At 73.6% G+C, this 22,644-nt stretch carries 19 protein-coding genes; 10 read left to right on the top strand and 9 right to left on the bottom strand.

Annotated features, from left to right (window positions below; translation table 11 throughout):
• Positions 1–4: 4 nt before the first annotated feature.
• Together ACIRRS_RS01900 and ACIRRS_RS01895 are read right to left on the bottom strand one after the other, a co-directional pair.
• On the bottom strand, positions 5–556 hold the full coding sequence (locus tag ACIRRS_RS01900) for a YbaK/EbsC family protein (protein WP_402963554.1): 552 nt from the start codon (positions 554–556) through the stop codon (positions 5–7).
• Positions 557–628: 72 nt separating this feature from the next.
• Positions 629–1,510: an AraC family transcriptional regulator N-terminal domain-containing protein gene (locus ACIRRS_RS01895; protein WP_402963383.1), complete on the bottom strand. Its 882-nt coding sequence runs from the start codon at positions 1,508–1,510 to the stop codon at positions 629–631.
• 172 nt (positions 1,511–1,682) lie between these two features.
• On the opposite strand from ACIRRS_RS01895, the gene ACIRRS_RS01890 reads away from it, so the two are divergent.
• Positions 1,683–2,597 carry an aldo/keto reductase gene (locus tag ACIRRS_RS01890; protein WP_402963381.1) on the top strand — a complete coding sequence of 305 codons (915 nt, stop codon included), beginning with the start codon at positions 1,683–1,685 and terminating at the stop codon, positions 2,595–2,597.
• Positions 2,598–2,712: 115 nt separating this feature from the next.
• On the opposite strand, the gene ACIRRS_RS01885 is transcribed toward ACIRRS_RS01890, so the two are convergent.
• Positions 2,713–3,468 carry a FadR/GntR family transcriptional regulator gene (locus ACIRRS_RS01885; protein WP_402963380.1) on the bottom strand — a complete coding sequence of 252 codons (756 nt, stop codon included), beginning with the start codon at positions 3,466–3,468 and terminating at the stop codon, positions 2,713–2,715.
• Positions 3,469–3,681: 213 nt separating this feature from the next.
• Here ACIRRS_RS01885 and ACIRRS_RS01880 point away from each other — a divergent pair, with 213 nt between their 5' ends.
• From ACIRRS_RS01880 to ACIRRS_RS01860, 5 genes are read left to right on the top strand one after another with little or no spacing between them, the layout of a single operon-like run.
• Positions 3,682–5,244 carry an amino acid permease gene (locus ACIRRS_RS01880; RefSeq protein WP_402963378.1) on the top strand — a complete coding sequence of 521 codons (1,563 nt, stop codon included), beginning with the start codon at positions 3,682–3,684 and terminating at the stop codon, positions 5,242–5,244.
• On the top strand, positions 5,241–6,599 hold the full coding sequence (locus ACIRRS_RS01875) for a glutamine synthetase family protein (RefSeq protein WP_402963376.1): 1,359 nt from the start codon (positions 5,241–5,243) through the stop codon (positions 6,597–6,599). Before ACIRRS_RS01880 ends, ACIRRS_RS01875 begins: the two co-directional genes overlap by 4 nt.
• Complete coding sequence (locus ACIRRS_RS01870) at positions 6,596–7,372, top strand: gamma-glutamyl-gamma-aminobutyrate hydrolase family protein (protein WP_402963374.1); 777 nt, start codon at positions 6,596–6,598, stop codon at positions 7,370–7,372. The genes ACIRRS_RS01875 and ACIRRS_RS01870 overlap by 4 nt, the downstream gene beginning before the upstream one ends.
• Positions 7,369–8,742 (top strand): aldehyde dehydrogenase family protein, encoded by a 1,374-nt coding sequence (locus tag ACIRRS_RS01865; RefSeq protein WP_402963372.1) that lies wholly within the window; start codon positions 7,369–7,371, stop codon positions 8,740–8,742. The genes ACIRRS_RS01870 and ACIRRS_RS01865 overlap by 4 nt, the downstream gene beginning before the upstream one ends.
• A gap of 5 nt (positions 8,743–8,747) precedes the next feature.
• Positions 8,748–9,515, top strand: coding sequence for a 3-oxoacyl-ACP reductase (locus tag ACIRRS_RS01860; RefSeq protein ID WP_402963370.1), 768 nt, complete (start codon positions 8,748–8,750; stop codon positions 9,513–9,515).
• A gap of 102 nt (positions 9,516–9,617) precedes the next feature.
• On the opposite strand, the gene ACIRRS_RS01855 is transcribed toward ACIRRS_RS01860, so the two are convergent.
• Positions 9,618–10,547, bottom strand: coding sequence for a JmjC domain-containing protein (locus ACIRRS_RS01855; RefSeq protein ID WP_402963368.1), 930 nt, complete (start codon positions 10,545–10,547; stop codon positions 9,618–9,620).
• Positions 10,548–10,649: 102 nt separating this feature from the next.
• Positions 10,650–10,814, bottom strand: a complete 165-nt coding sequence (locus ACIRRS_RS01850; RefSeq protein WP_158844580.1) for a hypothetical protein — start codon at positions 10,812–10,814, stop codon at positions 10,650–10,652.
• 328 nt (positions 10,815–11,142) lie between these two features.
• On the opposite strand from ACIRRS_RS01850, the gene ACIRRS_RS01845 reads away from it, so the two are divergent.
• Complete coding sequence (locus tag ACIRRS_RS01845; RefSeq protein WP_402963364.1) at positions 11,143–12,915, top strand: BTAD domain-containing putative transcriptional regulator; 1,773 nt, start codon at positions 11,143–11,145, stop codon at positions 12,913–12,915.
• A 9-nt stretch (positions 12,916–12,924) separates the two neighbouring features.
• Here the strand turns inward: ACIRRS_RS01845 and ACIRRS_RS01840 are convergent, their stop codons facing one another.
• Genes ACIRRS_RS01840 through ACIRRS_RS01825 form a run of 4 tightly spaced genes read right to left on the bottom strand, consistent with a single transcriptional unit; the run spans position 12,925 to position 17,728 of the window.
• The gene (locus ACIRRS_RS01840; RefSeq protein ID WP_402963361.1) at positions 12,925–13,587 is read right to left on the bottom strand and encodes a GAF domain-containing protein; all 663 of its coding nucleotides are present in this window, start codon (positions 13,585–13,587) and stop codon (positions 12,925–12,927) included.
• A 4-nt stretch (positions 13,588–13,591) separates the two neighbouring features.
• The gene (locus tag ACIRRS_RS01835) at positions 13,592–14,437 is read right to left on the bottom strand and encodes a S8 family peptidase (RefSeq protein WP_402963358.1); all 846 of its coding nucleotides are present in this window, start codon (positions 14,435–14,437) and stop codon (positions 13,592–13,594) included.
• Positions 14,434–17,568: an adenylate/guanylate cyclase domain-containing protein gene (locus ACIRRS_RS01830; RefSeq protein WP_402963355.1), complete on the bottom strand. Its 3,135-nt coding sequence runs from the start codon at positions 17,566–17,568 to the stop codon at positions 14,434–14,436. Before ACIRRS_RS01830 ends, ACIRRS_RS01835 begins: the two co-directional genes overlap by 4 nt.
• A 16-nt stretch (positions 17,569–17,584) precedes the next feature.
• Complete coding sequence (locus ACIRRS_RS01825) at positions 17,585–17,728, bottom strand: hypothetical protein (RefSeq protein ID WP_402963352.1); 144 nt, start codon at positions 17,726–17,728, stop codon at positions 17,585–17,587.
• Positions 17,729–17,960: 232 nt separating this feature from the next.
• On the opposite strand from ACIRRS_RS01825, the gene ACIRRS_RS01820 reads away from it, so the two are divergent.
• From ACIRRS_RS01820 to ACIRRS_RS01810, 3 genes are read left to right on the top strand one after another with little or no spacing between them, the layout of a single operon-like run.
• Positions 17,961–19,145, top strand: a complete 1,185-nt coding sequence (locus ACIRRS_RS01820; protein WP_402963349.1) for a radical SAM protein — start codon at positions 17,961–17,963, stop codon at positions 19,143–19,145.
• Positions 19,146–19,156: 11 nt separating this feature from the next.
• A complete protein-coding gene (locus ACIRRS_RS01815) occupies positions 19,157–20,449 on the top strand; it encodes an MFS transporter (protein ID WP_402963346.1) in 1,293 nt (430 codons plus the stop codon).
• A 1-nt stretch (position 20,450) separates the two neighbouring features.
• Positions 20,451–22,493 carry a prolyl oligopeptidase family protein gene (locus tag ACIRRS_RS01810; protein WP_402963343.1) on the top strand — a complete coding sequence of 681 codons (2,043 nt, stop codon included), beginning with the start codon at positions 20,451–20,453 and terminating at the stop codon, positions 22,491–22,493.
• Positions 22,494–22,644: the final 151 nt, after the last annotated feature.

Here is a 22,644-nt window from a genome sequence, read left to right as displayed (position 1 = left end):
GTTCTCAGCCGGCCAGGCCGGCCAGCACCTCGGCGCCCGGTAGTTGGGCCAGCGCCCAGCCGGGGAGGATGAGCTTGCCCCGGCGCCGGCCGCTGCCGACCAGGACGTGCGGGGCGGCGGCCACGGCCTCGTCGATCAGCAGGGGCCAGGCCTGCGGCAGGCCGACGGGGGTGATGCCGCCGTACTCCATGCCGGTCTGCTCGACGGCGGTGTCCATCGGGGCGAAGGAGGCCTTGCGGGCGCCCAGGTGCGTGCGGACGGCCTTGTTGACGTCGACCCGGGTATGGGCTAGGGCGAGGCACGCGGCCAGGGTGACCTCCCCACCGCGCTTGGCCGCGACCACCACGCAGTTCGCGGAGAGCTCCAGGGGCACCTCGTAGACCTCGGCGAACACCGCCGTGTCGGCCCTCTCGGGGTCGGTGTCCACGTACAGCACGGACTCGGCGGCCTCGCGGGCGTCCCAGTTCTTCAGGGCGTCGGCCACGGGTGCGGCGAGGTCGTCGCAGACCTCCAGCGCGGCGGAGACGGCCGTGAAACTTCCGAAGGGAGGGCGCATCGACTCACTCATGGGACGGACTGTAGCGCGGCCGAGTGCCCCGGCCGGACCCGCCGGAGGCGGGGGCCGCACCTACGCCGTGGCGCTCGCACCGGCGAGGTCCTGGCTCGGTGGGACCCCGAACTTGCGCGCGTACTCTCGGCTGAACTGGCTCGGGCTCTCGTAGCCGACCTCGTAGGCGGCGGTGGTGACCGAGGGGCCGCCCGTCCTGAGGAGCTGCCGTGCTTCGAGCAGACGGAGGTCCTTCTGGAACTGCAGGGGCGTCGTCGAGGTGATCGCCTTGAAGTGCTTGTGGAAGGAGGACGCGCTCATCCCGACCTGCCGTGCGAGATCCGGGACCGTGATCGGCGAGCGGATGTCCTCGCGGATGCGGCCGATGGCGCGGGCGACGGCGCTCGCGTTGCTGTCGCGGCGCATGAGACGGCGGAGCATGCCGCCGAACGGGGCCGTCAGCAGGCGGTAGTGGATCTCCGTCGAGGTGAGCGCGCCGAGCACCCGCGCGTCGGCGGGGGAGTCGGCCAGCGCCAGGTACCGGCCCATGGCGTCCAGCAGCCCCGGGTCCGCCCGGTGCTTCTGCAGCACGCGGGCGTGTTCGCCGTCGAGCGCCGAGTCGGCGACCTTGTCGTAGAGCTCCCGGATCGCGGCGATGTCCACCGCGAGCGTCAGTGCCAGGTAGGGCGCCTTCGTGATCCTGGAGGTCACGGGCAGGTCGTGGCTCACGAGGACGCAGTCGCCCGGGTCGAACGACAGCGTCTGCTCGCCGATCGTGATCTCTTTCGCCCCTTGCAGGATCAGGCACAGGACGGGCTCGTACAGCGAGGCCTGGAAGGAGGTCGGGGAGTTCTGCCGGAGGATCTGGAGGCCCGGCATCGGCTGCGGCACGGCCTGTGGACGGCTGCCCTCCGGTACGCGGACCCGGCGTGAAGCGTCCTCGATCAGTCGTTCCAGGTGCACGATTCGTCCTCCGTCGATACCCCGGCCGGACCACCGGGGCAGCCGCGTGGGCCAGCCTACTCTCTCAATCCGTGCAGGATCGGGCAAGCCACAGGGAGGAGCGGGCAGGCGTCGCGAGGCCCCGCTGGGTAGCGTCGATCACGTCGCGTTTCCCGTTTCCGAGGAGAACAGCATGCGCACCCGAACACTGACCACCGGCACCGAAATCCCCTACCTGGGCTTCGGCACGTACCTCATCGAGGACGGCGAGGCCGCCGCGGCGGTGGCGGAGGCCGTCCGCGCCGGCTACCGGCACATCGACACGGCCGAGGTCTACCGGAACGAGTCCGGCGTCGGCGCGGGCATCGAGGAGGCCCTCCGCTCCGAAGGGCTGACGCGCGGCGACCTGTTCGTCACCACGAAGCTCTGGCCCGGGAACCGGGAGTGGGGGCAGGAGGCGAAGACCACCGAGTCCACGGTGACCTCGCTCGACGAGAGCCTCGAACGGCTCGGGCTGGACCACGTGGACCTGTACCTGATCCACGCGCCGTTCGGGCGCGAGGACAGGCTCGCGCAGTGGCGCGGGCTCGTCGAGCTCCAGCGCCAGGGCAAGGCGCGCGCCATCGGCGTGAGCAACTTCGGCATCGGGCACATCGAGGAGCTGAAGGCGGCGGGCCTGCCGCTGCCGGCGGCGAACCAGATCGAACTCCACCCGTGGTCGCAGAAGCCCGAGTTGGTCCGCTACCTCGACGACAACGGGATCACGCCCATCGCCTACAGCAGCCTGGTCCCGCTCTCCACCTGGCGCACCGCCGAGGGGCACGACAGCGCGAAGTCGGAGCGGATGAGGGCCGACGGTGAGCAGGCGGAGAGCCCGTTCAAGGTCATGGCCCGGAAGTACGGCGTCGGCGAGGCACAGGTCCTCCTGCGCTGGGCCGTCCAGAAGGGCTACCCGGTGCTGCCGAAGAGCACCAACCCCTACCGCGTCCGGCAGAACGCCGACATCTTCGGCTTCGCCCTCGACGAGGAGGACATGACCGCGATCGGGACGATGGACCGCGGCGACGGCGTCGCCTGGGCCACGGGGGACCCCACGAAGGCTGCATGACCCGCGGTGCGCAAGGGGGCGGCCGCGGTGCGGCGCCCCCTTCCCCGTATCCCCGGTGATCATCGGTTCGATGATCACCGGAAGTACCCCGGTCGACGCTCGGGCCGGTCGACGCTCAGGCGAGGAAGCCCCGCAGCAGCGCGGCCGTAGCGGCGAGGTGCTCCTCCGTGGCGCGCCGGGCGGCGTCACCGTCCCCGGCGAGGATCGCCCGGACCATCGCCCGGTGCTGCTCGGCGGCGTGCTCGATGTTCCGGTCCACCATGGGGATGGCGTTGAGCAGGTCGTTGAGACGCATCCTGGCCTCGGCGATGGCCGCGGCGAGGGTGGGGGAGCCGGTGAGTTCGCCGATGGCGAGGTGGAAGCGCGAGTCCAGTTGGCGGTACTGCTCCGCCGGGGCCCCTTCCAGGTCGGTCAGCCGGCTCTCCAGGTGGGCCCGCTGGTTGGGGGAGAGGGGGCGGCGGGCGGCCGCCTCGGCGGCGCCGACCTCCAGCACCTGGCGGTAGGTCAGCGCGTCCTCCAGCGCGCCGCCGAGGTCGCGGGCGGCGCGGCGCAGGTCGGCGACGTCCGGCGCGGGCCGCCGGTAGGTGACGAAGGTGCCGCCGTACCGGCCGCGACGCGGTTCAACGCAGCCGGCCTGCTGCAGCGTGCGCAGCGCCTCGCGCAGGGTCTCCCGGCTGACGCCGAGCCGGGCGGCGAGATCCCGCTCGGCGGGCAGGCGGTCGCCGAGGTCGAAGACGCCGAGCTTGATCGCCTGGAGCAGCCTCTCGACGGTCTCCTCGAAGGCGTTGCCGGTCCGGACCGGCCGGAGGAGCGCCCCGGCCTGCCAGTCGAGCCGCGCCCGCTCACGCGCTTCGTCCACGTCCACGTCCACGCCGGAATCGTACCTACGGACGGGTTCCCCGCACTCGTTCCCTCCCCACTCTTGACGTGGCCCCGACCGAGCCGGAACGATGCTGCTCACCCACCCAATGGTCTGGTTCCAGGCCATTGACGAGCCGTCCGACCGTCGAACTCGCCGGGGCGACCTCGCCACGCCGTCGTGGCCGTGCGCTCCCCGGCACACCCTCAACCCCCAGGGGTGCCCATGACCGACGCACGCTCACCCGATCACCCTGCCCCCGACGTGTTTCCCGCGAACACCGCCCCCGTTTCCGCCGACGAACAGCGACTGAGCGAGCTGGGCTACACCCAGGAACTGGCCCGCTCGATGTCGGGCTTCTCCAACTTCGCCGTCTCCTTCTCCATCGTCTCCGTCCTGTCCGGCTGCCTGACCCTGTACGGAACGGGGATGAAGACCGGGGGCCCCGCGCTGATCGTCTGGGGCTGGCCCGTGGTCGGCCTGCTCACGCTCTGCGTCGGGCTGGCGATGGCCGAGATCTGTTCCAGCTACCCGACGGCCGGCGGGCTGTACTACTGGTCCGCCAAACTCACCCGAACCCGCAGCCACGGCCCCGCCTGGAGCTGGTTCACCGGGTGGTTCAACTTCCTCGGCCAGGTCGCGGTGACCGCCAGCGTCGACTACGGCGCCGCCTTCTTCACCAACGCGTTCCTCACCCTCCGCTTCGGCGTCGAGGCCAGCCCCGCGCACACCATGGAGATCTTCGCCGTCATCCTGCTGCTGCACGGCCTGCTCAACACCTTCGGCGTGCGCCTGGTCGCCGTCCTCAACAGCGTGTCGGTGTGGTGGCACCTGGTGGGCGTCGCCGTCATCGTCGGCGCCCTGACCGTGCTGCCCGACCGGCACGCCCCCGTCTCCTTCGTCCTCACGGAGTTCGTCAACCGGACCGGCTTCCACAACCAGTTCTACGTCGCCATGATCGGCCTGCTGATGGCCCAGTACACCCTCACCGGCTACGACGCCTCCGCGCACATGACCGAGGAGACCCACGACGCCGCCCGCTCCGGCCCGCGCGGCATCGTCAACGCCATCACCGTCTCCCTGGCGGCCGGCTGGATACTGCTGCTCGGCATCACCTTCGCGATCCGCGACTACGACGGCGCGCTCGCCAGCGACACGGACGTCCCGCCCGCACAGATCTTCATCGACGCGATCGGCGACGGCGGCGCCCAGATCCTGCTGCTCATCGTCATCGGCGCCCAGTTCTTCTGCGGCATGGCCTCCGTCACCGCCAACTCCCGCATGATCTACGCCTTCTCCCGCGACGGCGCACTGCCCGGCTCCCGACTGTGGCACCGCATCTCCCCGCGCACCCGGACACCGACCAACGCCGTCTGGCTGGCGACGGGCGGCGCGCTGCTGCTCGGACTGCCCGCACTCTGGAACACCACCGCCTACACCGCCGTGACCTCCATCTCCGTCATCGGCCTCTACCTCTCCTACGTCATCCCGGTCTACCTGCGGCTGCGCCAGGGCGAGGACTTCCCGCGCGGCCCCTGGCACCTGGGCCGGTGGAGCCGCCCGATCGGCATCGTCGCCGTCGGCTGGACCGCGGCGATCACCGTCCTGTTCATGCTCCCCACCGCCAGCCCGATCACCGCCGAGAGCTTCAACTACACCCCCGTCGCCGTGCTCGTCGTCGTCGGCTTCGCCGGAGTGTGGTGGCTGGCCTCCGCCCGCACCTGGTTCACCGGGCCCCACGTCGGCCCCGCACCCGATCGCCCGGACACCGAACTGGAGACCCGATGACCGCCCCGAGGCTCACCCTCGACGACCTGCGCGCCCGCGTCGCCGACGGGTCCGTCGACACCGTCGTGCTCGCCATGACCGACATGCAGGGCCGCCTCCAGGGCAAACGCGTCGCCGCCGAGTACTTCCTCGACGACGTCGTACCCGGCGCCGCGGAAGGCTGCGGCTACCTGCTGGCCGTCGACGTCGACATGAACACCGTCGACGGGTACGAGATCTCCTCCTGGGAGAACGGCTACGGCGACCTGACGCTGCGCCCCGACCTCTCCACCCTGCGGCGCGTCCCCTGGCACCCCGCCACCGTCATGGTCCAGTGCGACGTCACCCACCACGACGGCAGCCCCGTCGCCGTCTCCCCGCGCCAGGTCCTGCAACGCCAGCTCGACCGCCTCGCCGGATACGGCTGGCAGGCCCAGGCCGCCACGGAACTGGAGTTCATCGTTTTCCGGGACACCTACGAACAGGCCTGGGACAAGGACTACACCCGCCTCACCCCGGCCAACCAGTACAACGTCGACTACTCCGTCCTCGGCACCGGCCGGATCGAGCCGCTCCTGCGCCGCCTGCGCAACGGCATGGCCGGCGCCGGCCTGACCGTCGAGTCCGCCAAGGGCGAGTGCAACCTCGGCCAGCACGAGATCGCCTTCAAGTACGCCGACGCCCTCACCACCTGCGACAACCACGCCGTCTACAAGACCGGCGCCAAGGAGATCGCCGCGCAGGAGGGCTACAGCCTCACGTTCATGGCGAAGTACGACGAACGCGAGGGCAACTCCTGCCACATCCACCTGAGCCTGCGCGACGGTCGGGGCGCCCCCGTGTTCGCCGGTGACCGTCCGCACGGCTTCTCCCGCACCATGGAGCACTTCCTTGCCGGACAGCTCGCCTGCCTGGCCGACTTCGCCCTGCTGTTCGCCCCCACCGTCAACTCCTACAAGCGCTACGTGCCCGGCAGCTTCGCGCCCACCGCCATCGCCTGGGGCCGCGACAACCGCACCTGCGCCCTGCGCGTGGTCGGCCACGGCCCCTCCCTGCGGTTCGAGAACCGCGTCCCCGGCGGCGACGTCAACCCGTACCTCGCCGTCGCCGCCCTGATCGCGGCCGGACTGCACGGCATCGAGCAACAGCTCGAACTCGAACCGGAGTTCACCGGAAACGCGTACGCCTCCGCCGCCCCCAGGGTGCCCGCCACCCTGCGCGACGCGGTCGACGCCTTCGAGCGCAGCGCCGTCGCCACCGAGGCCTTCGGCAAGGACGTCGTCCGGCACTACACCCACGCCGGACGCACCGAACTCGCCTCCTACGACCGGGCGGTGACCGACTGGGAGCGGCGCCGCGGATTCGAGCGGCTGTGACGCGCGACGACCGCCGACGACCCCTGATCGGCATCACCGCCTACCAGGACGACGCCGCCTGGTCCGTCTGGAACCAGCGCGCCAGCCTCGTCCCCCAGACGTACGTCGACGCCGTCGTCCGCGCCGGCGGCACCCCGGTGCTCCTGCCGCCGCAACCCGGCGGGGCCGACCACCTGCTCGACACCCTGGACGGACTCGTCCTCGCCGGCGGACCGGACATCGACCCGGCCCGCTACGGAGCGGACGCCGACCCGCGCACCGGCCCGCCGCACCACGCCCGCGACGGCTGGGAGAGCACGCTCCTGCACACCGCGCTCCGCCGGGACCTCCCGGTGCTCGGCGTCTGCCGCGGCATGCAGCTGCTCAACGTCGAACTCGGCGGCACCCTCCGGCAGCACCTGCCCGACGGGAGCCACCAGACCGTCCCCGCCCGCTTCGTCCGCCACCGGGTCACCGTGGTGGCGGACAGCCAGCTCGCCGAGGTCCTGGGGCCGAGCGCCGAGGTCTCCTGCTACCACCACCAGGCCGTCGACCGGCTCGGGGCCGGACTTCAGGCCACCGCGCACAGTGCCGATGGCACTGTCGAGGCGCTCGAACTGACCGGCCACCGCTTCGCGTCGGGCGTCCAGTGGCACCCCGAGACCGACCCCGCCGACCCACGCCTGTTCCACGCGTTCGTCGCGGCGAGCCAGGCCTTCGCCACCACGAGCCAGGCCTCAGCCACCACGAACCAGGCCTTCGTCCCAGCAAACCAGAGGGAGACACCCCGATGACCGCACCGGACCTCTACGAGGTCGTCAACCCCGCCACCGAGGAGGTGATCACCACCGTCGAACTCGCCGGCCTCGCCGAAACCGACGCCGCCGTCGCCCGCGCCCGCGCCGCCTTCGACACCTGGCGCAGGGTGGCCCCCGCCGACCGCGCCCGACTGCTGCGCTCCTTCGCCGCCGCCGTCGACGCCGACCGCGACCACCTCGCCGCCCTGGAGGTCGCCAACGCCGGCCACACCATCGGCAACGCGCGCTGGGAGGCGGGCAACGCGCGCGACGTCATCGAGTACTACGCCGCCGCGCCCGAACGGCTGCTCGGCCGGCAGATCCCCGTCGCCGGGGGCATCGACCTCACCTTCCAGGAACCGATCGGCGTGGTCGGGGTCATCGTGCCCTGGAACTTCCCGATGCCGATCGCCGCCTGGGCCCTGGCCCCGGCGCTCGCCGCCGGCAACACCGTCATCGTCAAACCCGCCGAACTCACCCCCCTCACCGCCCTGCGCCTCGGCGAACTCGCCCTGGCCGCCGGAATCCCCGAGGGCGTGCTCCAGGTCCTTCCCGGCCGGGGCCCGGTCGTCGGACGGCGCTTCGTCACCCACCCCGACGTGCGCAAGGTCGTCTTCACCGGCTCGACCGCGGTCGGCAAGGAGATCATGGCGGGCTGCGCCACCCAGGTGAAGCCCGTCACCCTCGAACTCGGCGGCAAGAGCGCCAACATCGTCTTCGCCGACGCCGACCTCGCCAAGGCCGCCGCGACGGCCCCGTACGCGGTCTTCGACAACGCCGGCCAGGACTGCTGCGCCCGCTCCCGCATCCTTGTCCAGGCCTCGGTGTTCGAGGACTTCATGGCGCTGCTGGAGCCCGCCGTCCTCGGCGTGCGGGTCGGCGACCCGACCGACGAGAAGACCGAGATGGGCCCGCTGATCTCCGCCGCCCACCGGGCCCGGGTCTCCTCCTACGTCCCCGACGGGTCGGCCGTCGCCTTCCGCGGCAGCGCCCCCGACGGGCCCGGCTTCTGGTACCCGCCGACCGTGCTCGCGCCCGTACGGCAGGACGACCGCGCCTTCACCGAGGAGATCTTCGGCCCGGTCGTCGCGGTCGTCCCGTTCCGCGACGAACAGGACGCCCTGCGCATCGCCAACGCCACCGAGTACGGCCTCTCCGGCTCCATCTGGACCAGGGACGTCGGCCGCGCACTGCGGGTCTCGCGCGGCGTGGAGGCCGGCAACCTGTCCGTCAACTCGCACTCCTCGGTGCGCTACACCACGCCCTTCGGCGGCTTCAAGCAGTCCGGCCTCGGCCGCGAGCTCGGCCCGGACGCCCTCGACGCCTTCACCCAGACCAAGAACGTCTTCATCTCCACGGAGGAGTGATCAGCATGACCCAGCGACTCGACGGCCGGGTGGCCGTCATCACCGGCGCGGGCAGCGGCATCGGCCTGGCGACCGCCCGCCGCTTCGCCGCCGAGGGCGCCACGGTGGTCTGCGTCGACCTCGACGCGGAGAGCGGCGCCAAGGCCGCGAACGAGGTCGGCGGCCTGTTCATCGAGGCCGACGTCACCGACGAGCAGGCGGTGCGCGACCTCTTCCAGCGGACCGTCGACGCGTACGGCCGCCTCGACATCGCCTTCAACAACGCGGGCATCTCGCCGCCGGACGACGACTCCATCCTCACCACCGGCCTGGACGCCTGGAAGCGGGTCCAGGAGGTCAACCTGACCAGCGTCTACCTGTGCTGCAGGTACGCGATCCCGCACATGCGGCGCCAGGGCAAGGGGTCGATCATCAACACCGCCTCCTTCGTCGCCGTGATGGGCGCGGCCACCTCGCAGATCTCCTACAGCGCCTCCAAGGGCGGCGTCCTGGCCATGTCCCGCGAACTGGGCGTGCAGTTCGCCCGCGAGGGCATCCGCGTCAACGCCCTCTGCCCCGGCCCGGTGAACACCCCGCTGCTGCAGGAGCTCTTCGCCAAGGACCCGGAGCGCGCCGCCCGCCGCCTGGTCCACATCCCCCTCGGCCGCTTCGCCGAGCCCGAGGAGATCGCGGCGGCGGTGGCCTTCCTCGCCTCCGACGACTCCTCCTTCATGACCGCCAACACCTTCCTCGTCGACGGCGGCATCTCCGGCGCCTACGTGACGCCGCAGTAGCGGCGCCTTCCCTCTACGGAAGTCGACGGCTCGCCCCGCCCGCACCAGCGGCGGGGCGAGCCGTGGTGCCGGCCGCGTCGGACCTCGCCGGCCCGGGCGCGATCATCGAGTGCGTGCGGTTCCCGCCCGCCTGAGCGCGGAGGTGAGACTGCCCGGAACCTGGGCGGCCGGGGGCTGGCGGGGCGTGAGGGTGGCGGTGGGGAGGCCGGACCAGTCGAGGGACGACAGGTGGGCGGCCAGGAGGGCGATGCGTTCGCGGTAGAGGGTGTCGCGGTCCAGGTCGGAGAAGGCGGGGGGCAGGGCCTCGCGGAGTTCCTCGAGGTGGTCGGCGGCCGCGGTGACCAGGGTGCGCAGCACCTTCTCCCAGCTCACGCCGCTCAGGCCGATGGTGAGGTGCAGGGAGGGTTCGTCGGTGGTGTCGCCGACGTGGACGAAGCCGTGGGGGATGTAGAGGCACTCGCCTTCCTTGAGCACCACGTCGAGCACCGGCGGCGCCACCTCCGCCGGGTCCACCGCCTGCACCCGGTTGGGCCAGCGCTTCACGGGCGGGCTGACCCGCCAGCGCTTGGAGCCGTGCAGTTGGCGGAGGAAGACCCCCAGCAGGTCGAAGTGCGGTTTGACGCCGCGCGCCCCGGGCGGGGTGAGGAAGGCCGTGCTGTCGACCTCGTAACCGGTGGCGCGGGAGACCTCGGCGGCGAAGGCGGAGACCTCGGGGCTGTGGGTCTGGAGCTCCTCCAGGACCAGCGTGGCGCCGTGCGCGACCAGTTCGGTGATCCGCCCGCCGTCGGCGAGGCCCTCCCGGCTGCGCGGGCTGGTGCCCCGATCGCGGCGGTAGAGGTCGCCGGGCAGTTGTTCGCCGTTCCTGAACAGCCGGACGGCGGTGAGCGGCAGGCCCGTGTGGATCATGCGTTCGGCGGCCGCGAGGGAGAACACGTCGCCGAAGTCGTCGAGGCCGACGCTGACGAACGGCTCGCGCTCCCAGGAGCGTTGCAGCGTGGGGAGGCCGTCCACGAGCCGGAGCAGACTGTCCACGGAACCTCCAGGGGGCGGAGCGGGGGCGCGGGAAGGCCGGTGCGGTGGGTGACCGCACCGGCCGGGATTCGACGGGGCGCGCCGCCCCGCCGGTCCGTCAGCTCAGGCCGCGCCCTGCTGGATGCCACAGGGGGCCGCGTCCTCGTCCTCGTCGCCCGCGCTGTGCGCGATGACGTCGTCCGGGACGATGCCCTGCTGGACACCGCAGGTCGAGGGGTTGTCGTCGTCGTCGCCGGCGCTGTGCGCCTGCACGTCGGGCTTGGTCATGGGGGACTCCTCTCGTCAGGGCCGGGGACCTCGTCCGGCTCCAGGAGGACGCTATGAGGGCGCGGTTGGGGTCCGGTATGTGCGCGGCTTCCTGACAGCTTGTCCGCGGATGCGACGCAGGGCTACCGAACCGTTACGGATCGCGCGCATCTCCTTGTCAGCCTGCGGGTTGTCCCGCAAGCTGACCGGACACGCGAACATGCCAACGAGGGGGTCCCGCATGGGCGGGGGCAACGCTGCGTCAGGTCCGCTGCGATTCTCGGTCCTCGGGCCGCTGCAGGTCCATTCCGCCGAGCGAAGACTCCAACTCGGGCCCTACAAACAGCGGTTGCTGCTGGCCGCACTGCTCTGCCGCGCCAACACGGTGCTGTCGGTGGACCAGTTGACGCAGGTGCTGTGGGACGGCGACCAGCCCCGCACGGCGAGGAAGAACCTCCAGGTGTACGTCTCCGCGCTGCGCAAGATCGTGCCCGACCACATCGACCGCCTGCCGTACGGCTACACGCTGATCGCGGACGCCCAGGAGTCGGACCTGCTGTGGTTCGACCAGCTGGCCGCCGCGGGCCGCCAGGCCCAGCGCAAGGGCGACCCGGCGGGCGCCTCGGCCCTGCTCGGCCGGGCGGTCGCGCTGTGGCGCGACCGGCCGCTGGTCGACCTGCTCGACAGCCCGTTCGCCGTACGGGAGTCGCAGCGGCTCGCGGACCGCCTCCTGGAGGTCTACGAGGACTGGGCCGAGCTGGAGGTGGAGGCCGGCCGGGCGCACGGACTGCTGGACCGGCTGGGCGAGTTGGCGGGCCGCTACCCGTTCCGGGAGCGGCTGGTGGCGCTGCGGATGACGGCGCTGGAACAGGTCGGAGGACGGCGCCAGGCGCTGGCCTGCTTCGAGGCGCACCGCCAGTTCATCGCCCGGGAGCTGGGCCTGGACCCGAGCGTGGTGCTGCGCGGGCTCTACCGCGAGATCCTCGCCGGCGAGCAGTCACCCGCCCCGCCGCAGCCCACGCCGGCGGCGCGCCTGCGCCCGGCCCAACTCCCGCGCGATCTCTCGGACTTCGTCGGCCGCACCGAGCCGCTCGCCGCGCTCGCGGCCGCCCTGACCGCCGACGGCCCCTGTCCCGGCGTGGTGCTGGTCTGCGGCCCCACCGGGGTCGGCAAGAGCGCCCTGGCCGTCCACGCGGGCCACCTGGTCGCCGACCGCTTCGAGGACGGCCAGGTCTTCGCCTCGCTCAGCGAGCCGGACGGCACACCGCGGCACTGGCACGCGGTGCTCACCGAACTGCTGCACAGCACCGGGCTGGACATCGCCCCGCCGGCCGAGGAGGCGACCGCGCTCGCCCTGTGGCGCTCCTGGCTCGCCGAGCGGCAGTTCCTGCTCGTCCTCGACGATGCGACCTGCGAGGCGGACATCCGGCGGCTGCTGCCGGGGCGCGGGCCCAGCCGTACGGTGGTGACCACCGCCCGCAAACTCAGCGGCCTGGAGTGCGTCCAGCGCCTGGAACTCGGCGAGTTCACCCCGTCGGAGGCCGGCGAGCTGCTGAACCGGGTGCTCGGCACCGACCGGGTCGCCGGCCACGAACAGGCGCTGCCCCGCGTCCGGCAGCTGTACGGGCTGGCGCCCGCGGTGGTGCGGGCGCTGGCCGCCAAGCTCACCGTGCTCGGCCACCTGTCCCTGTCCGCGTACGCCGAGCAACTGGGCCGGCTGCCCGCGGCCCTGGACGAGCTGATGGTCGGCGGGGTCTCCCTGCACGAGGGCTACCGCCGCTTCCGCCGGAGCCTGGCACCGCCCCAGCGCGCCGCCTTCGACGCCCTCGGCGCGCTGCCCGGGGCCACGTTCGACCTGGCCGGACTGCGGGCGGTGCTGGACGGGGTGGACGGCTTGACGGGGTCGGTGGAGCGGGTCGCCGAGGAGCTGATGGAGGCCAACCTGGTCAGCGTCTCGGGGACCGACGAGGCCGGCGAAGCCGACCAGGCCGCCGAGGACGACGAGGTGACGGCTCACGCGGCCCAGCCGGTTCACGCCGTCCGCTACCGGATGCCGCCCCTGGCCCACCGCTACGCCGCCGCCCGGCGGTACGGCACCGCGTCGACGCGGAGCGGGAGTTGAGCCGACCGCTCAGCGCACCATGCCCGCCAGCACCTCGTGCAGCGAGTCGACCAGCCGCAGCCCGCTGGCCCGCTGCTCCTCCGGCAGCTCCGCCAGCAGCCGGACGATCCCGGCCAGCCGCGCGAACTCCCCGCCCCCCAGGGCCAGGGCCCCGCGCGCGGCCCGGCTGCGGACCAGCCCGGCCAGCGCCAGCCCGGCCTGGGCCGCGAACGCGGTCAGCAGGTCGAGGTCGGACATGCTGGAGCGCGACTGGTGGTGCGGGTCGAGCACCTGGATCACCCCGAGCACCTCGTCGCGGTGCATCACCGGGGCGGCCATGATGGCGTCGGGGACGAACCCCGTCCGCTCCGCGAGGTCCTGGGCGAACAGCCCGTCCCCGGCGAGCCGGTCCACCGTCATCGGCTCGCCGGTGTCGGCCACCCAGCCCGCGATGCCCCGGTGCGCCGGGAAGCGGGTGCCGACCAGGAAGTCCTCGCCCTCCCCGGAGACGGCCTCGAAGACCAGCTCGTCCCGCTCCCGGTCGAAGAGGAAGATCGAGCTCGCGGCCGCGCCGAAGATCGCCCGCGCCACCCGCACGATGGAGGCGAGCAGTTCGCGGTCCTCCGGTCCGGGGTCGGCCAGTGCTCCGGAGATCGCGGCGACCATCGCCGTGGAGTCCGTGGGGTGGTCCATGGTGTCAGGCTCCTCGCACGTTGGCGGCCGTCAGGTACAGGATGGTCTTCAGCTCGAAGCTCGTCAGGTACGGGTGCTTGCCGAGGATCAGCGCGCAGAGCCCGGTCACGTGCGGGGCCGCGAAGCTGTTGCCGGTGTTGCGGGTGGTGCCGCCCTTCAGCGCCGCGACCGGCACGGCCTGGCCGCGGGCGAAGAACTCCACGGGCGGGGACGGGTTGTAGAGCACCAGGCCGGAGTCGTCCTCGGCGTGGCTGCCGACCGACACCACCGAGGAGAAGCGCCACGGGAAGCTCTCGATCCGGGCGTTGTGGGCCGAGGCGACGATCACCGTCCGGCTGAAGTAGGCGCGGTCGGCGAGTTCGCGCAGCACCTGGTTGAACTGCGGGCGGGAGGTGGACAGGCTCAGGTTGACCACGTCGAAGCCCTGGTCGATGGCCCAGGCCAGTCCGGTCAGCAGGGCCTGGCCGCTGCCGCCGCCGTTCCCGCCGAGGATGCGGACGCTGGTCAGCTCGCAGCCGGGCGCGACCCCTCGGACGATGCCGGCGCAGGCCGTGCCGTGCCCGCAGATGTCCGCGGCCTCCACCGGCACCACCGTCGGCTCGCCGTCGCGCTCCACGACCGCGTGGCTGCCGGCGAGTTCGCCGACCATCGGATGGCCGGGCTCGACGCCGCTGTCCACCACGCAGACCCGCACCCCGCCGCCGTCCGCCCCGCCGTACGCCCACTCGGGCGTGACGCGCCGGGCACCGTCGGCGGCGACCGGGATGTCCGAGGGTCGGCGGTCCAGCAGGTTCCAGGTGAGGGCGCCGCCGCGGGGGCTCCCGGCGGGCGCGTCAGGTGTGGTGGTCATCGGTCGGCACCGGCTCCTCCACCAGGGGGATCTCCCGGTTCAAGGTCTCCCAGCAGGCGTTCGGTGCGCGCGACAGCCACGAGGTGCCCCTTCCCGGCGAAGTGGCCGCGCGCGACCCGCAGCGCGCCGCGGGCCCGTTCGGGCAGCCCCGCCGCGGCCCTGGCACCGGCCAGGTCCAGGCAGGCGGTGCCCCGCCCGGCGGGGGAGTCGGTGCGGTAGGCGAACAGCACCGCCCGGCGGGCCAGCGCCAGGGCCGGGCCGTGCTCGCCGCGCAGCGCCCGGATCCTGGCCCGCACCCCGGAGGCGTCGGCCTGCACGCCCGGTTGCCCCTCGGGCACCACGAGGCCGTCGACCAGCGCCGTCGCGGCTCGCCAGTCGCCGTCGGCCAGGTGCAGGCGGGCCAGTTCGAGCGAGCAGGTGCGGACCAGCTCCTGCGCCTGGAGCGCACGGGCCGCATCGAGGGCCTCGCCGAGTGCCGTACGGGCCTGGGGCCGCCGGTCGGCGAGGACGGCGAGCATCCCGTCGAGCAGCGGCCCGAACACCCGGCCCTCGGCGTGCGCCAGGGCGGCCATCGCCTGCCGAGTGGCGGCCAGGCTCTCGGCCGCGAGGTCGTCGCGGCCCCGCAGCGCGTGCAGCACGGTGAGCGGAAAGCCCAGAGTGCCGCGTACGGCGGGCCGGTGGGCGCCGTGGGCCGCCAGCAGCGCCTGGCAGCGGGCCACCGCGGAGTCGGCGGGTTCGGGGCCCCGCCAGAGCGAGAGCCCGGTCGCGCCCAGGGTGTTGGCGAGTTCCCGGTCGGCTCCGACGGCGAGCGCGTGGGTCAACGCGGGGCCCAGCGCACGCAGGGCCTCGGCGTGCCGGCCGCGCCGCCGGTGGCACCCCGCGAGCACGAGCCGGCTGCGGGCCAGGCCCAGCTGGTCGCCGGTGGACTCGAACACGGGCAGGGCCACGGCCGCCGCGCGTTCGAGCGCCGCCTCGTCGGAGGCGGAGGCGGCCAGGTGCAGCCTGGCGTGCGCGGCGGTGGCGGCCGCCCCTGCCGCGTCGGCCTCGGCGGCCGCCCGGGTGAGCAAGTCGCGGGCCTCCGCCGGGCGCCCCAGGGTCAGCAGCACCTCGCCCAGCCGTTGCAGCAGCTCGGGGCGGGCCTCGTCGCCGGGGGAGGTGAGCTCGGCGGCCCGTTCGAACAGGGTCAGCGCCCACGGCAGGTCCACCCGGTCCAGCGCACCCGACCCCGCCCGGACCAGGTGCCGCACCGCGCGCTCGCGCAGCCGCAGACCGTGCTCGTCCAGCCGGACGACCGCGCTGCGGTAGCGGTACGCCTGCTCGAAGTGGGTGCCGATCAGGGCGTCCGGCCGGGCCGTCCGCACGAGGAAGGCGGCGTACCGCTCGTGGAGTTCGCCGCGCCGCAGCTTGGTCAGCCCCTCGTAGGCCACCCGCCGGGTCACCTCGTTGACGAAGCAGTACGCCGCGCCCGCCCCGAACGGCCTCCGGACGGGCCGCACCAGCCCGCGCCGGGACAGCGTCCGCAGCACCGGCGCGTACTCCCGCCCGCCGTCCGCCGCCGGCTCCGCCAGGGCCGTCAGCTCCGCGAGGTCCGCGGCGTCGAACTCGCGGCCCACCACGGACGCGTGCCGCAAGGCGGTGCGCTCGGTCTCGGCCAGCCGGTCGATCCGGGCCGCCAGCAGCGACTGGAGGGTCGGCGGCAGCTCCCGGATGCCGCCGGTCTCCTCGACGGTGACGGCCAGCTGTTCCAGGTAGAGCGGGTTGCCGTCCGCCTGGGCGACGAGCTGGCCCGTCGCGCCGCCGTCGTGCAGCGCGAGGTCCACCAGGTGGGCGGCCAGGACGATGGAGTCGGCGTCGGACAGACCCGTCAGCGTGACCGTCGTCGAGTTGGCGCGGCCCGTACCCCAGCCGGGGCAGCCGTCGATCAGCTCGGGCCTGGCCAGGCAGAGCAGCAGCACCGGGAGCCGGCGGGTCTCCTCCACCAGCCGCTCCAGCAGGCCCAGCAGCGGCTGCTCGGCCTGGTGCAGGTCGTCCAGCACCAGCAGGACCGGGCGCGTGGCGGTGAGTTCGGTCAGGACGTGGGCGAGCGCGGCGCAGGTCGCGTCCACGGACGGGGACGGCGTGCCGTCCAGCAGCAGGCCCGTCCGCAGCAGCCCGACCGCGTCGGCGGCGCCGCCGGTGAGTGCCCCTTCCCCCACCTGCGACAGCTCGGTGATCAGCGGATCCAGGCACTCGGCCAGGGCGTGCAGCGAGCCGCCGGTGCCGGGCGCCCGGCACCGGCCCGTACCCACGGGGCCCTCGCACCGGCGCAGCCACTCCTCGACCAGCCGGGACTTCCCGATGCCCGCCTCGCCGAGCAGGGTCAGCACGTGCACGTCGCGCTCCTCCACCACCCGCAGCCAGGCCAGGTCGAGTTCGCTCAGGTACCGCTCGCGCCCCACGAACGGCACGTCGGGGCGGCGGGCCTGCCCCGGGCCGGGCTCGGCCACGTCCACCAGCACCGCGGCCTCCACCTCCTGGGCCACGCCCTTCAGCCGCAGCGGGCCCACCCGGTCCACGGTCAGGCCCGGTTCGGCGGCGCGCCAGGTCTGCGCGCTGAGCAGGACCGTCCCCGGGTCGGCCGCCGCCTGCAGCCGGGCGGCGATGTTGACCACCTCGCCGGAGACCAGGGCCTGACGGTTCGCCGGATCCGCCGTGGTGACCACCTCGCCGGTGTGCACCCCGATCCGCACCCCCAGCCGCACCCCGTGGTCCCGCTCCAGCTCCACGTTGAGCCCGTCCAGCGCGGCCGGCATGGACCGCGCCGCCGCCAGCGCCCGGTGCGCGTCGTCCTCCCGGGTGGCGGTGAGGCCGAACACCGCCATCACCGCGTCCCCGATGAACTTCTCCACGATCCCGCCGTGCTCCTCGACCCGCTGCTCCATCAGCGCGTAGTAGCGCAGCAGGATGGCGCGCAGCAGCTCGACGTCGAGCAGGCCGGACAGCCGGGTCGAGCCGACCAGGTCGCAGAACAGCACGGTGACGACCCGGCGCTCCTCGGCCGCCTGCTCCCCGACCGCGGTCGTGGGCGCGCCGCACCGGGCACAGAACCGCGCCCCGGCGGGCGGCCGGACGGCGCACGCGGGGCAGCTCACGTTCCCGCCTCCCTCGTCATGCGGACATGTCGCCGATGCACCAGGGCAGTTCGCCGTCGTCCTCCGCCGAGTGCAGGACCACCTCGGGTTCGTCGGGGGCGGTGGCCGGTTCCTCAGGCTCCGCGGGCTCCGTCGTGTCTTCGCTCCGCTGCTCCGTCACCTCGTTCAGCCACCTTTCTGACGCCGGGCCGGCTCTTCGGGCACCACGAGGCTAGGGCGCCGCAGTTGAGCTTCGGTTTGCGTCCGGTATGCCGTCGGCGCGGGCCGGTGCGGCCCCGGCGGGCCCGGTGGAGTCCTGGTGGAAGCGCGCGATCAACCTGCCGCATACCGGCGGCAAACCGCCGCTGCCTACCCTCGCGCTGTACTGCGGACCCCCGACCGAGGGAGAAACGATGATCGGCACCAGGCTGGACGAGGCCGACTCGCCGCGGCTGATCAGGACCGACCGCGGCTGGTGGTTCATCGGCAACCGCACCTGGACCCTGCTCAAGCCCGAGCACGTCATGCCCGACGGCACGCTGAGGCCGGACGTCGACGGATTCCTGCGCGCCGAGGGCGCCTACCGCGAGCGCACCGCGAAGTCCTTCTCGCTCACCGTCCTGACCAGCACCGCCTGCAACCTCGGCTGCGGGTACTGCTTCCAGAACACCGGCCAGGACCTGCTCGGCGGACACCGCCCCCCGCGCATCGACCGGCGGCAGCTCGACTCCGCCACCATCGACCGGATCGTCGGCTTCGCCGCCGGGCGGATGGCCGAGGCCGGGCTGGAGCGGCTCTACCTGCTGCTCTTCGGTGGCGAGCCGCTGCTCAACCCCGCCGGATGCCTCGAACTGCTGCGCCGCTGCCGGTCGTTGGGCCCGACGACCGCCGCGATGACCAGCAACGGGGTGCTGCTGCACCCGAGGCGCGCCGTCCAGCTGTACGAGGCGGGCCTGCGCACCGTACAGATCACCTTCGACGGGAGCCGGGAGGACCACGACGGCACCCGGGTCACCCACACCGGTGGCGGCACCTTCGACCGCATCCTCGCCAACGTCGCCGCCGCGACCGAACGGACTGGCCTGCTCTGGAACTTCCGGGTCAACGTGTCGCACCACAACGTGGACCGGATCGCCGAGCTCTTCGGCCTGCTCGACGGCCGCACCGACCCGCGCCGCTGCACCTTCACCTTCGCCTGGGTCGGCGACTCCGGGGTCGGCTACCGCAACGACCTGGCCCAGGTCCGGGAGGTGGAGGACCGCTTCGTCGAGTGGACGATCGAGACCCTGGAACGCGGCTACCAGCTCGTCCGGCCCTCGATGCGCACCACCTGCCAGATCTGCTCCACCCCCGGCGGCGCCCAGGGCGCGGTGGTCAACGCCGACGGCACCCTGTTCAGCAGCTGGCAGTCGGCGGGCAAGCCGGGCATGGAGGTCGGCCACATCGACCACGGCTACGTGGACCCGGACACCGTGCCCGACCGGTGGGTCACCTGCGGCTACGAGTACGAGCAGGCCGACACCGCGGTGATGAACCGCTTCCAGGACAACGTCGACGCGCGGATCCTGGACTACCTCCTGGCCAGCGGCCGGCTGTGACCGGGGGAGCGGTGGCGGGCCGCCTGCGTGACCACGTGCTGTGGACCAACGCGAACCTGCGGCGGTCCTTCCTCGCCGACCTCACCTCCAACCTCGGCTCGGCGCTCTCCACCCTCGCCTACCCGCTGCTGGTGCTGAGCCTCGGCGGCTCCGCCGTCCAGGCCGGTACGGTGGCCACCGTCGCGCTCGCCACCCGGCTCGGCCTCAGGCTGCCCGCCGGCAGCCTGGTCGACCGCTGGAACCGGCGGACGGTGATGCTCCTCGCCGACCTGGTGCGGTGCGCGGCGGTGGCCACCGTCCCGCTGGTGGCGTTCTGGTCCGTCACTCCGTACTGGCAGCTGCTGCTGGTGGCCGTGATCGAGGGGTCGGCCTCGGCGCTGTTCGGACCGGCGAACTCGGTGCTCACCCGGGACATCGTGGCCCCGTCGGAACTCGCGGACGCGCTCGGCGTGAACCAGGCCATGCTCTCCGCGGTCAACCTGGCCGGACCGGCGCTCGGCGGCGCCCTCTTCGCCGTCGACCCGGTGCTGCCCTTCACCGTGGACGCGGCGAGCTACGCCGTTTCCGCGCTGCTGATCCGGCGGATCACCGTACGGCCGGGCGAGGGCGCCGGGGCGGAGAGCGGCCCGACCGGCCCGACCGGCCGGGACGCCGGGGCGATGGCCGGGCTGCGCTGGCTGATCGCGCAGCGGGAGCTGCTGGTCGTCCTGCTGTACGCGGCCGTGATCAACCTGGTCTCGGCCGCCATCGACGTCACCGTCATCCTCGACCTGCGCGCCGGCGGGGCGTCCGGCTCGCTGATCGGGCCGATCCTGTCCTGCGCCGGCGCCGGCGGGATCATCGGGTCGCTGCTGTCCCCGTGGCTGGTGCGGAAGTTGAGCATGCGGGCCATCGTGCTCGGCATCGGCGTGGTGTGGACGGCCGTCCTCGCCGTGTTCGCGCTGGTCTTCCAGCCCGCCGTGGTCGCCGTCCTCCTCACCCTCCTGATGCTGCTCTCCCCGGCCGCCGGGGTCGTGGTGTTCAAGGCCCTGCTCGGGCAGACCCCGCGCCACCTGGTCGGCCGGGTGAGCGCCGCGACCAGCCTGCTGCTCAACGGGCTGGCCGCCCTCGGCCCGGTCGCGGCCGGCTCCCTCTACCAGTCCCTCGGCGGCGCACCCGCCTGGGCGGCGCTCGCCCTGCTGACCGGCGCGGTCACGGCGGGCGGCTGGCTGCCCCTGCGGGCCCCCCGCCCACGGGCCGTGGCGGCAACGGAGCCCGCCGTCCTCGCCCACGCCGTCGAACCCACCGGATCGGAGCGCGACTGAGATGACGTCGGACCCCTTGGACCCCTATCGCTGGCTGGAGGACGCCGAGGACCCGTCGGTCCTGGAGTGGACGGCCAAACAGGAGGCCGCCTACCGGGCCGCCGCCGACGACCTGCCCTCCCGGGAGCGCTCGCGGGCCCGGCTGCGAGACCTCTACGCCCGCCTCGGCGCACGCTCCGCCCCCCGGCCCGCGGGCGAGCGGCTCTTCCTCACCCGTAACCGTCCGGGCGCCGACCACCCCGAGCTGGTGGTGGTCGAGCCCGACGGCACCGTCCGGGTGCTCGTCGACCCGGTGCTGGTCGACCCGGGCGGAACCACCACCCTGGAGGAGTGGGAGCCGTCCTGGGACGGACGGCTGCTCAGCTACCAGCTGGCACCCGGCGGCACCGAGAACGCGGCCCTGCTGGTGCTCGACGTGGACACCGGCCGGCGGCTCGACGGCCCGATCGACCGCGTCCGCCGCAGCACGGTCGCCTGGCTGCCGGACGGCACCGGCTTCTACTACGTCCGCCGCCTGCACCCCGACCTCAACCCGGGGGAGGGCCAGTACCACCGGAGGGTCCGGCTGCACCGCATCGGCACCGACGCGGAGCAGGACCCGGTGGTCTTCGGCACGGGACGGGAGAAGACCCAGCACTACACCGTCCGCATCAGCCCCGACGGGCGGTGGCTCGCCGTCAGCGCCGCCGCCGGAACCGCACCCCGCCGCGACCTCTGGCTGGCCGACCTCACCGCCGGCCCGCCCGAAGCACCCCGCTGGCACACCGTCCAGGAGGGCCTGGACGCCCGCACGGTCCTCCACCCGCGCACCGGACCCGACGGCACCTGCCACCTCACCACCGACCTCGACGCCCCGCGTGGCCGGGTCGTCGTCGCCGGCCCCGGCCGCCCCACCCCCGACACCTGGACCGACCTGATACCCGAGGACCCGCAGGCCGTCCTGGAGGACTTCGTCGTCCTCGACGGACCGGAGCTCGCCCGCCCCGTGATGCTGGTGGCCCGCACCCGGCACGCCGTCGGCGAGGTCACCGTCCACGACCTGGCCGACGGGCGAACACTCGGCCGCCTGCCCGTCCCGCCCTGCAGCAGCGTCGGCAAGCTCCGCGCCGCCGCCCGCGACGCGCACCAGGCGTGGTTCCTGTACAGCGGCTTCGCCACCCCGCCCACGGCGCTGCGCTACGACGCGCGCACCGGGGCCCTCGACCCCTGGACGGCGGCGACCGGGCCCGACACCGGCCCCGCCGCCGTGACCACCCACACCATCCAGACCAGCTACACCTCCCGGGACGGCACCCGCGTCCGGATGTTCGTCATCTCCCCGACCGGCACCCCCGACCGCCCCCGCCCCACCCTCCTCACCGGCTACGGCGGCTTCGGCCAGTCGATGACGCCCGTCTACTCCCCGGAAGCCGTCACCTGGGTCCGGGCCGGAGGGGTCTACGCCGTCGCCAACCTGCGCGGCGGCGGCGAGGAGGGCGAGGACTGGCACCGCGCGGGCATGCGCGACCGGAAACAGAACACCTTCGACGACTTCCACGCCGCCGCCGACCACCTGGTCACGACCGGCTGGACCACCCCGGACCGACTCGGCATCTGGGGCGCCTCCAACGGCGGCCTGCTCGTCGGCGCCGCCCTCACCCAGCGCCCCGACGCCTACGCGGCCGCCGTCTGCATGGCCCCCCTGCTCGACATGGCCCGCTACGAACTCTCCGGCCTCGGCCCCAGCTGGGTCGGCGAATACGGCACCGCCGCCGACCCCGCCCAACTGCGCCTCCTCCTCTCGTACTCGCCCTACCACCACGTCCGCCCCGACACCCCCTACCCCGCCGTCCTGTTCGCCGTGTTCGACGGCGACAGCCGCGTCGACCCCCTCCACGCCCGCAAGATGTGCGCCGCCCTCCAAGCCGCCACCACCAGCGGCCACCCGGTCCTGTTCCGCCTCGAACGCGGCGCCGGCCACGGCGCCCGCTCGACCACCCGCCTGACCGACCTGTTCGCCGACGTGCTCGCCTTCTTCGCCGACCGCCTGGGCCTGCCCCTGTGACGGCGTGGTAGGAGACGGTGGCCGGGCTCGGACAGAGGCGCTGGGCGAGCTCCGTCCTCCGCGCCGTCAGCCACGGTTCCGAGTTGCGCCGGGCGTGGGCGCCGGCGTCGTGGCGGACGTGTGCCCGCACACTGCGGGTGAGGGCCTGCCC

Origin of the sequence: Kitasatospora sp. NPDC101183 (assembly GCF_044767945.1) — a bacterium.
Classification (GTDB): Bacteria; Actinomycetota; Actinomycetes; order Streptomycetales; family Streptomycetaceae; genus Kitasatospora.
The sequence above is the reverse complement of the archived record's forward strand: the minus strand, read 5'-3'. Positions and strand labels throughout refer to the sequence as shown.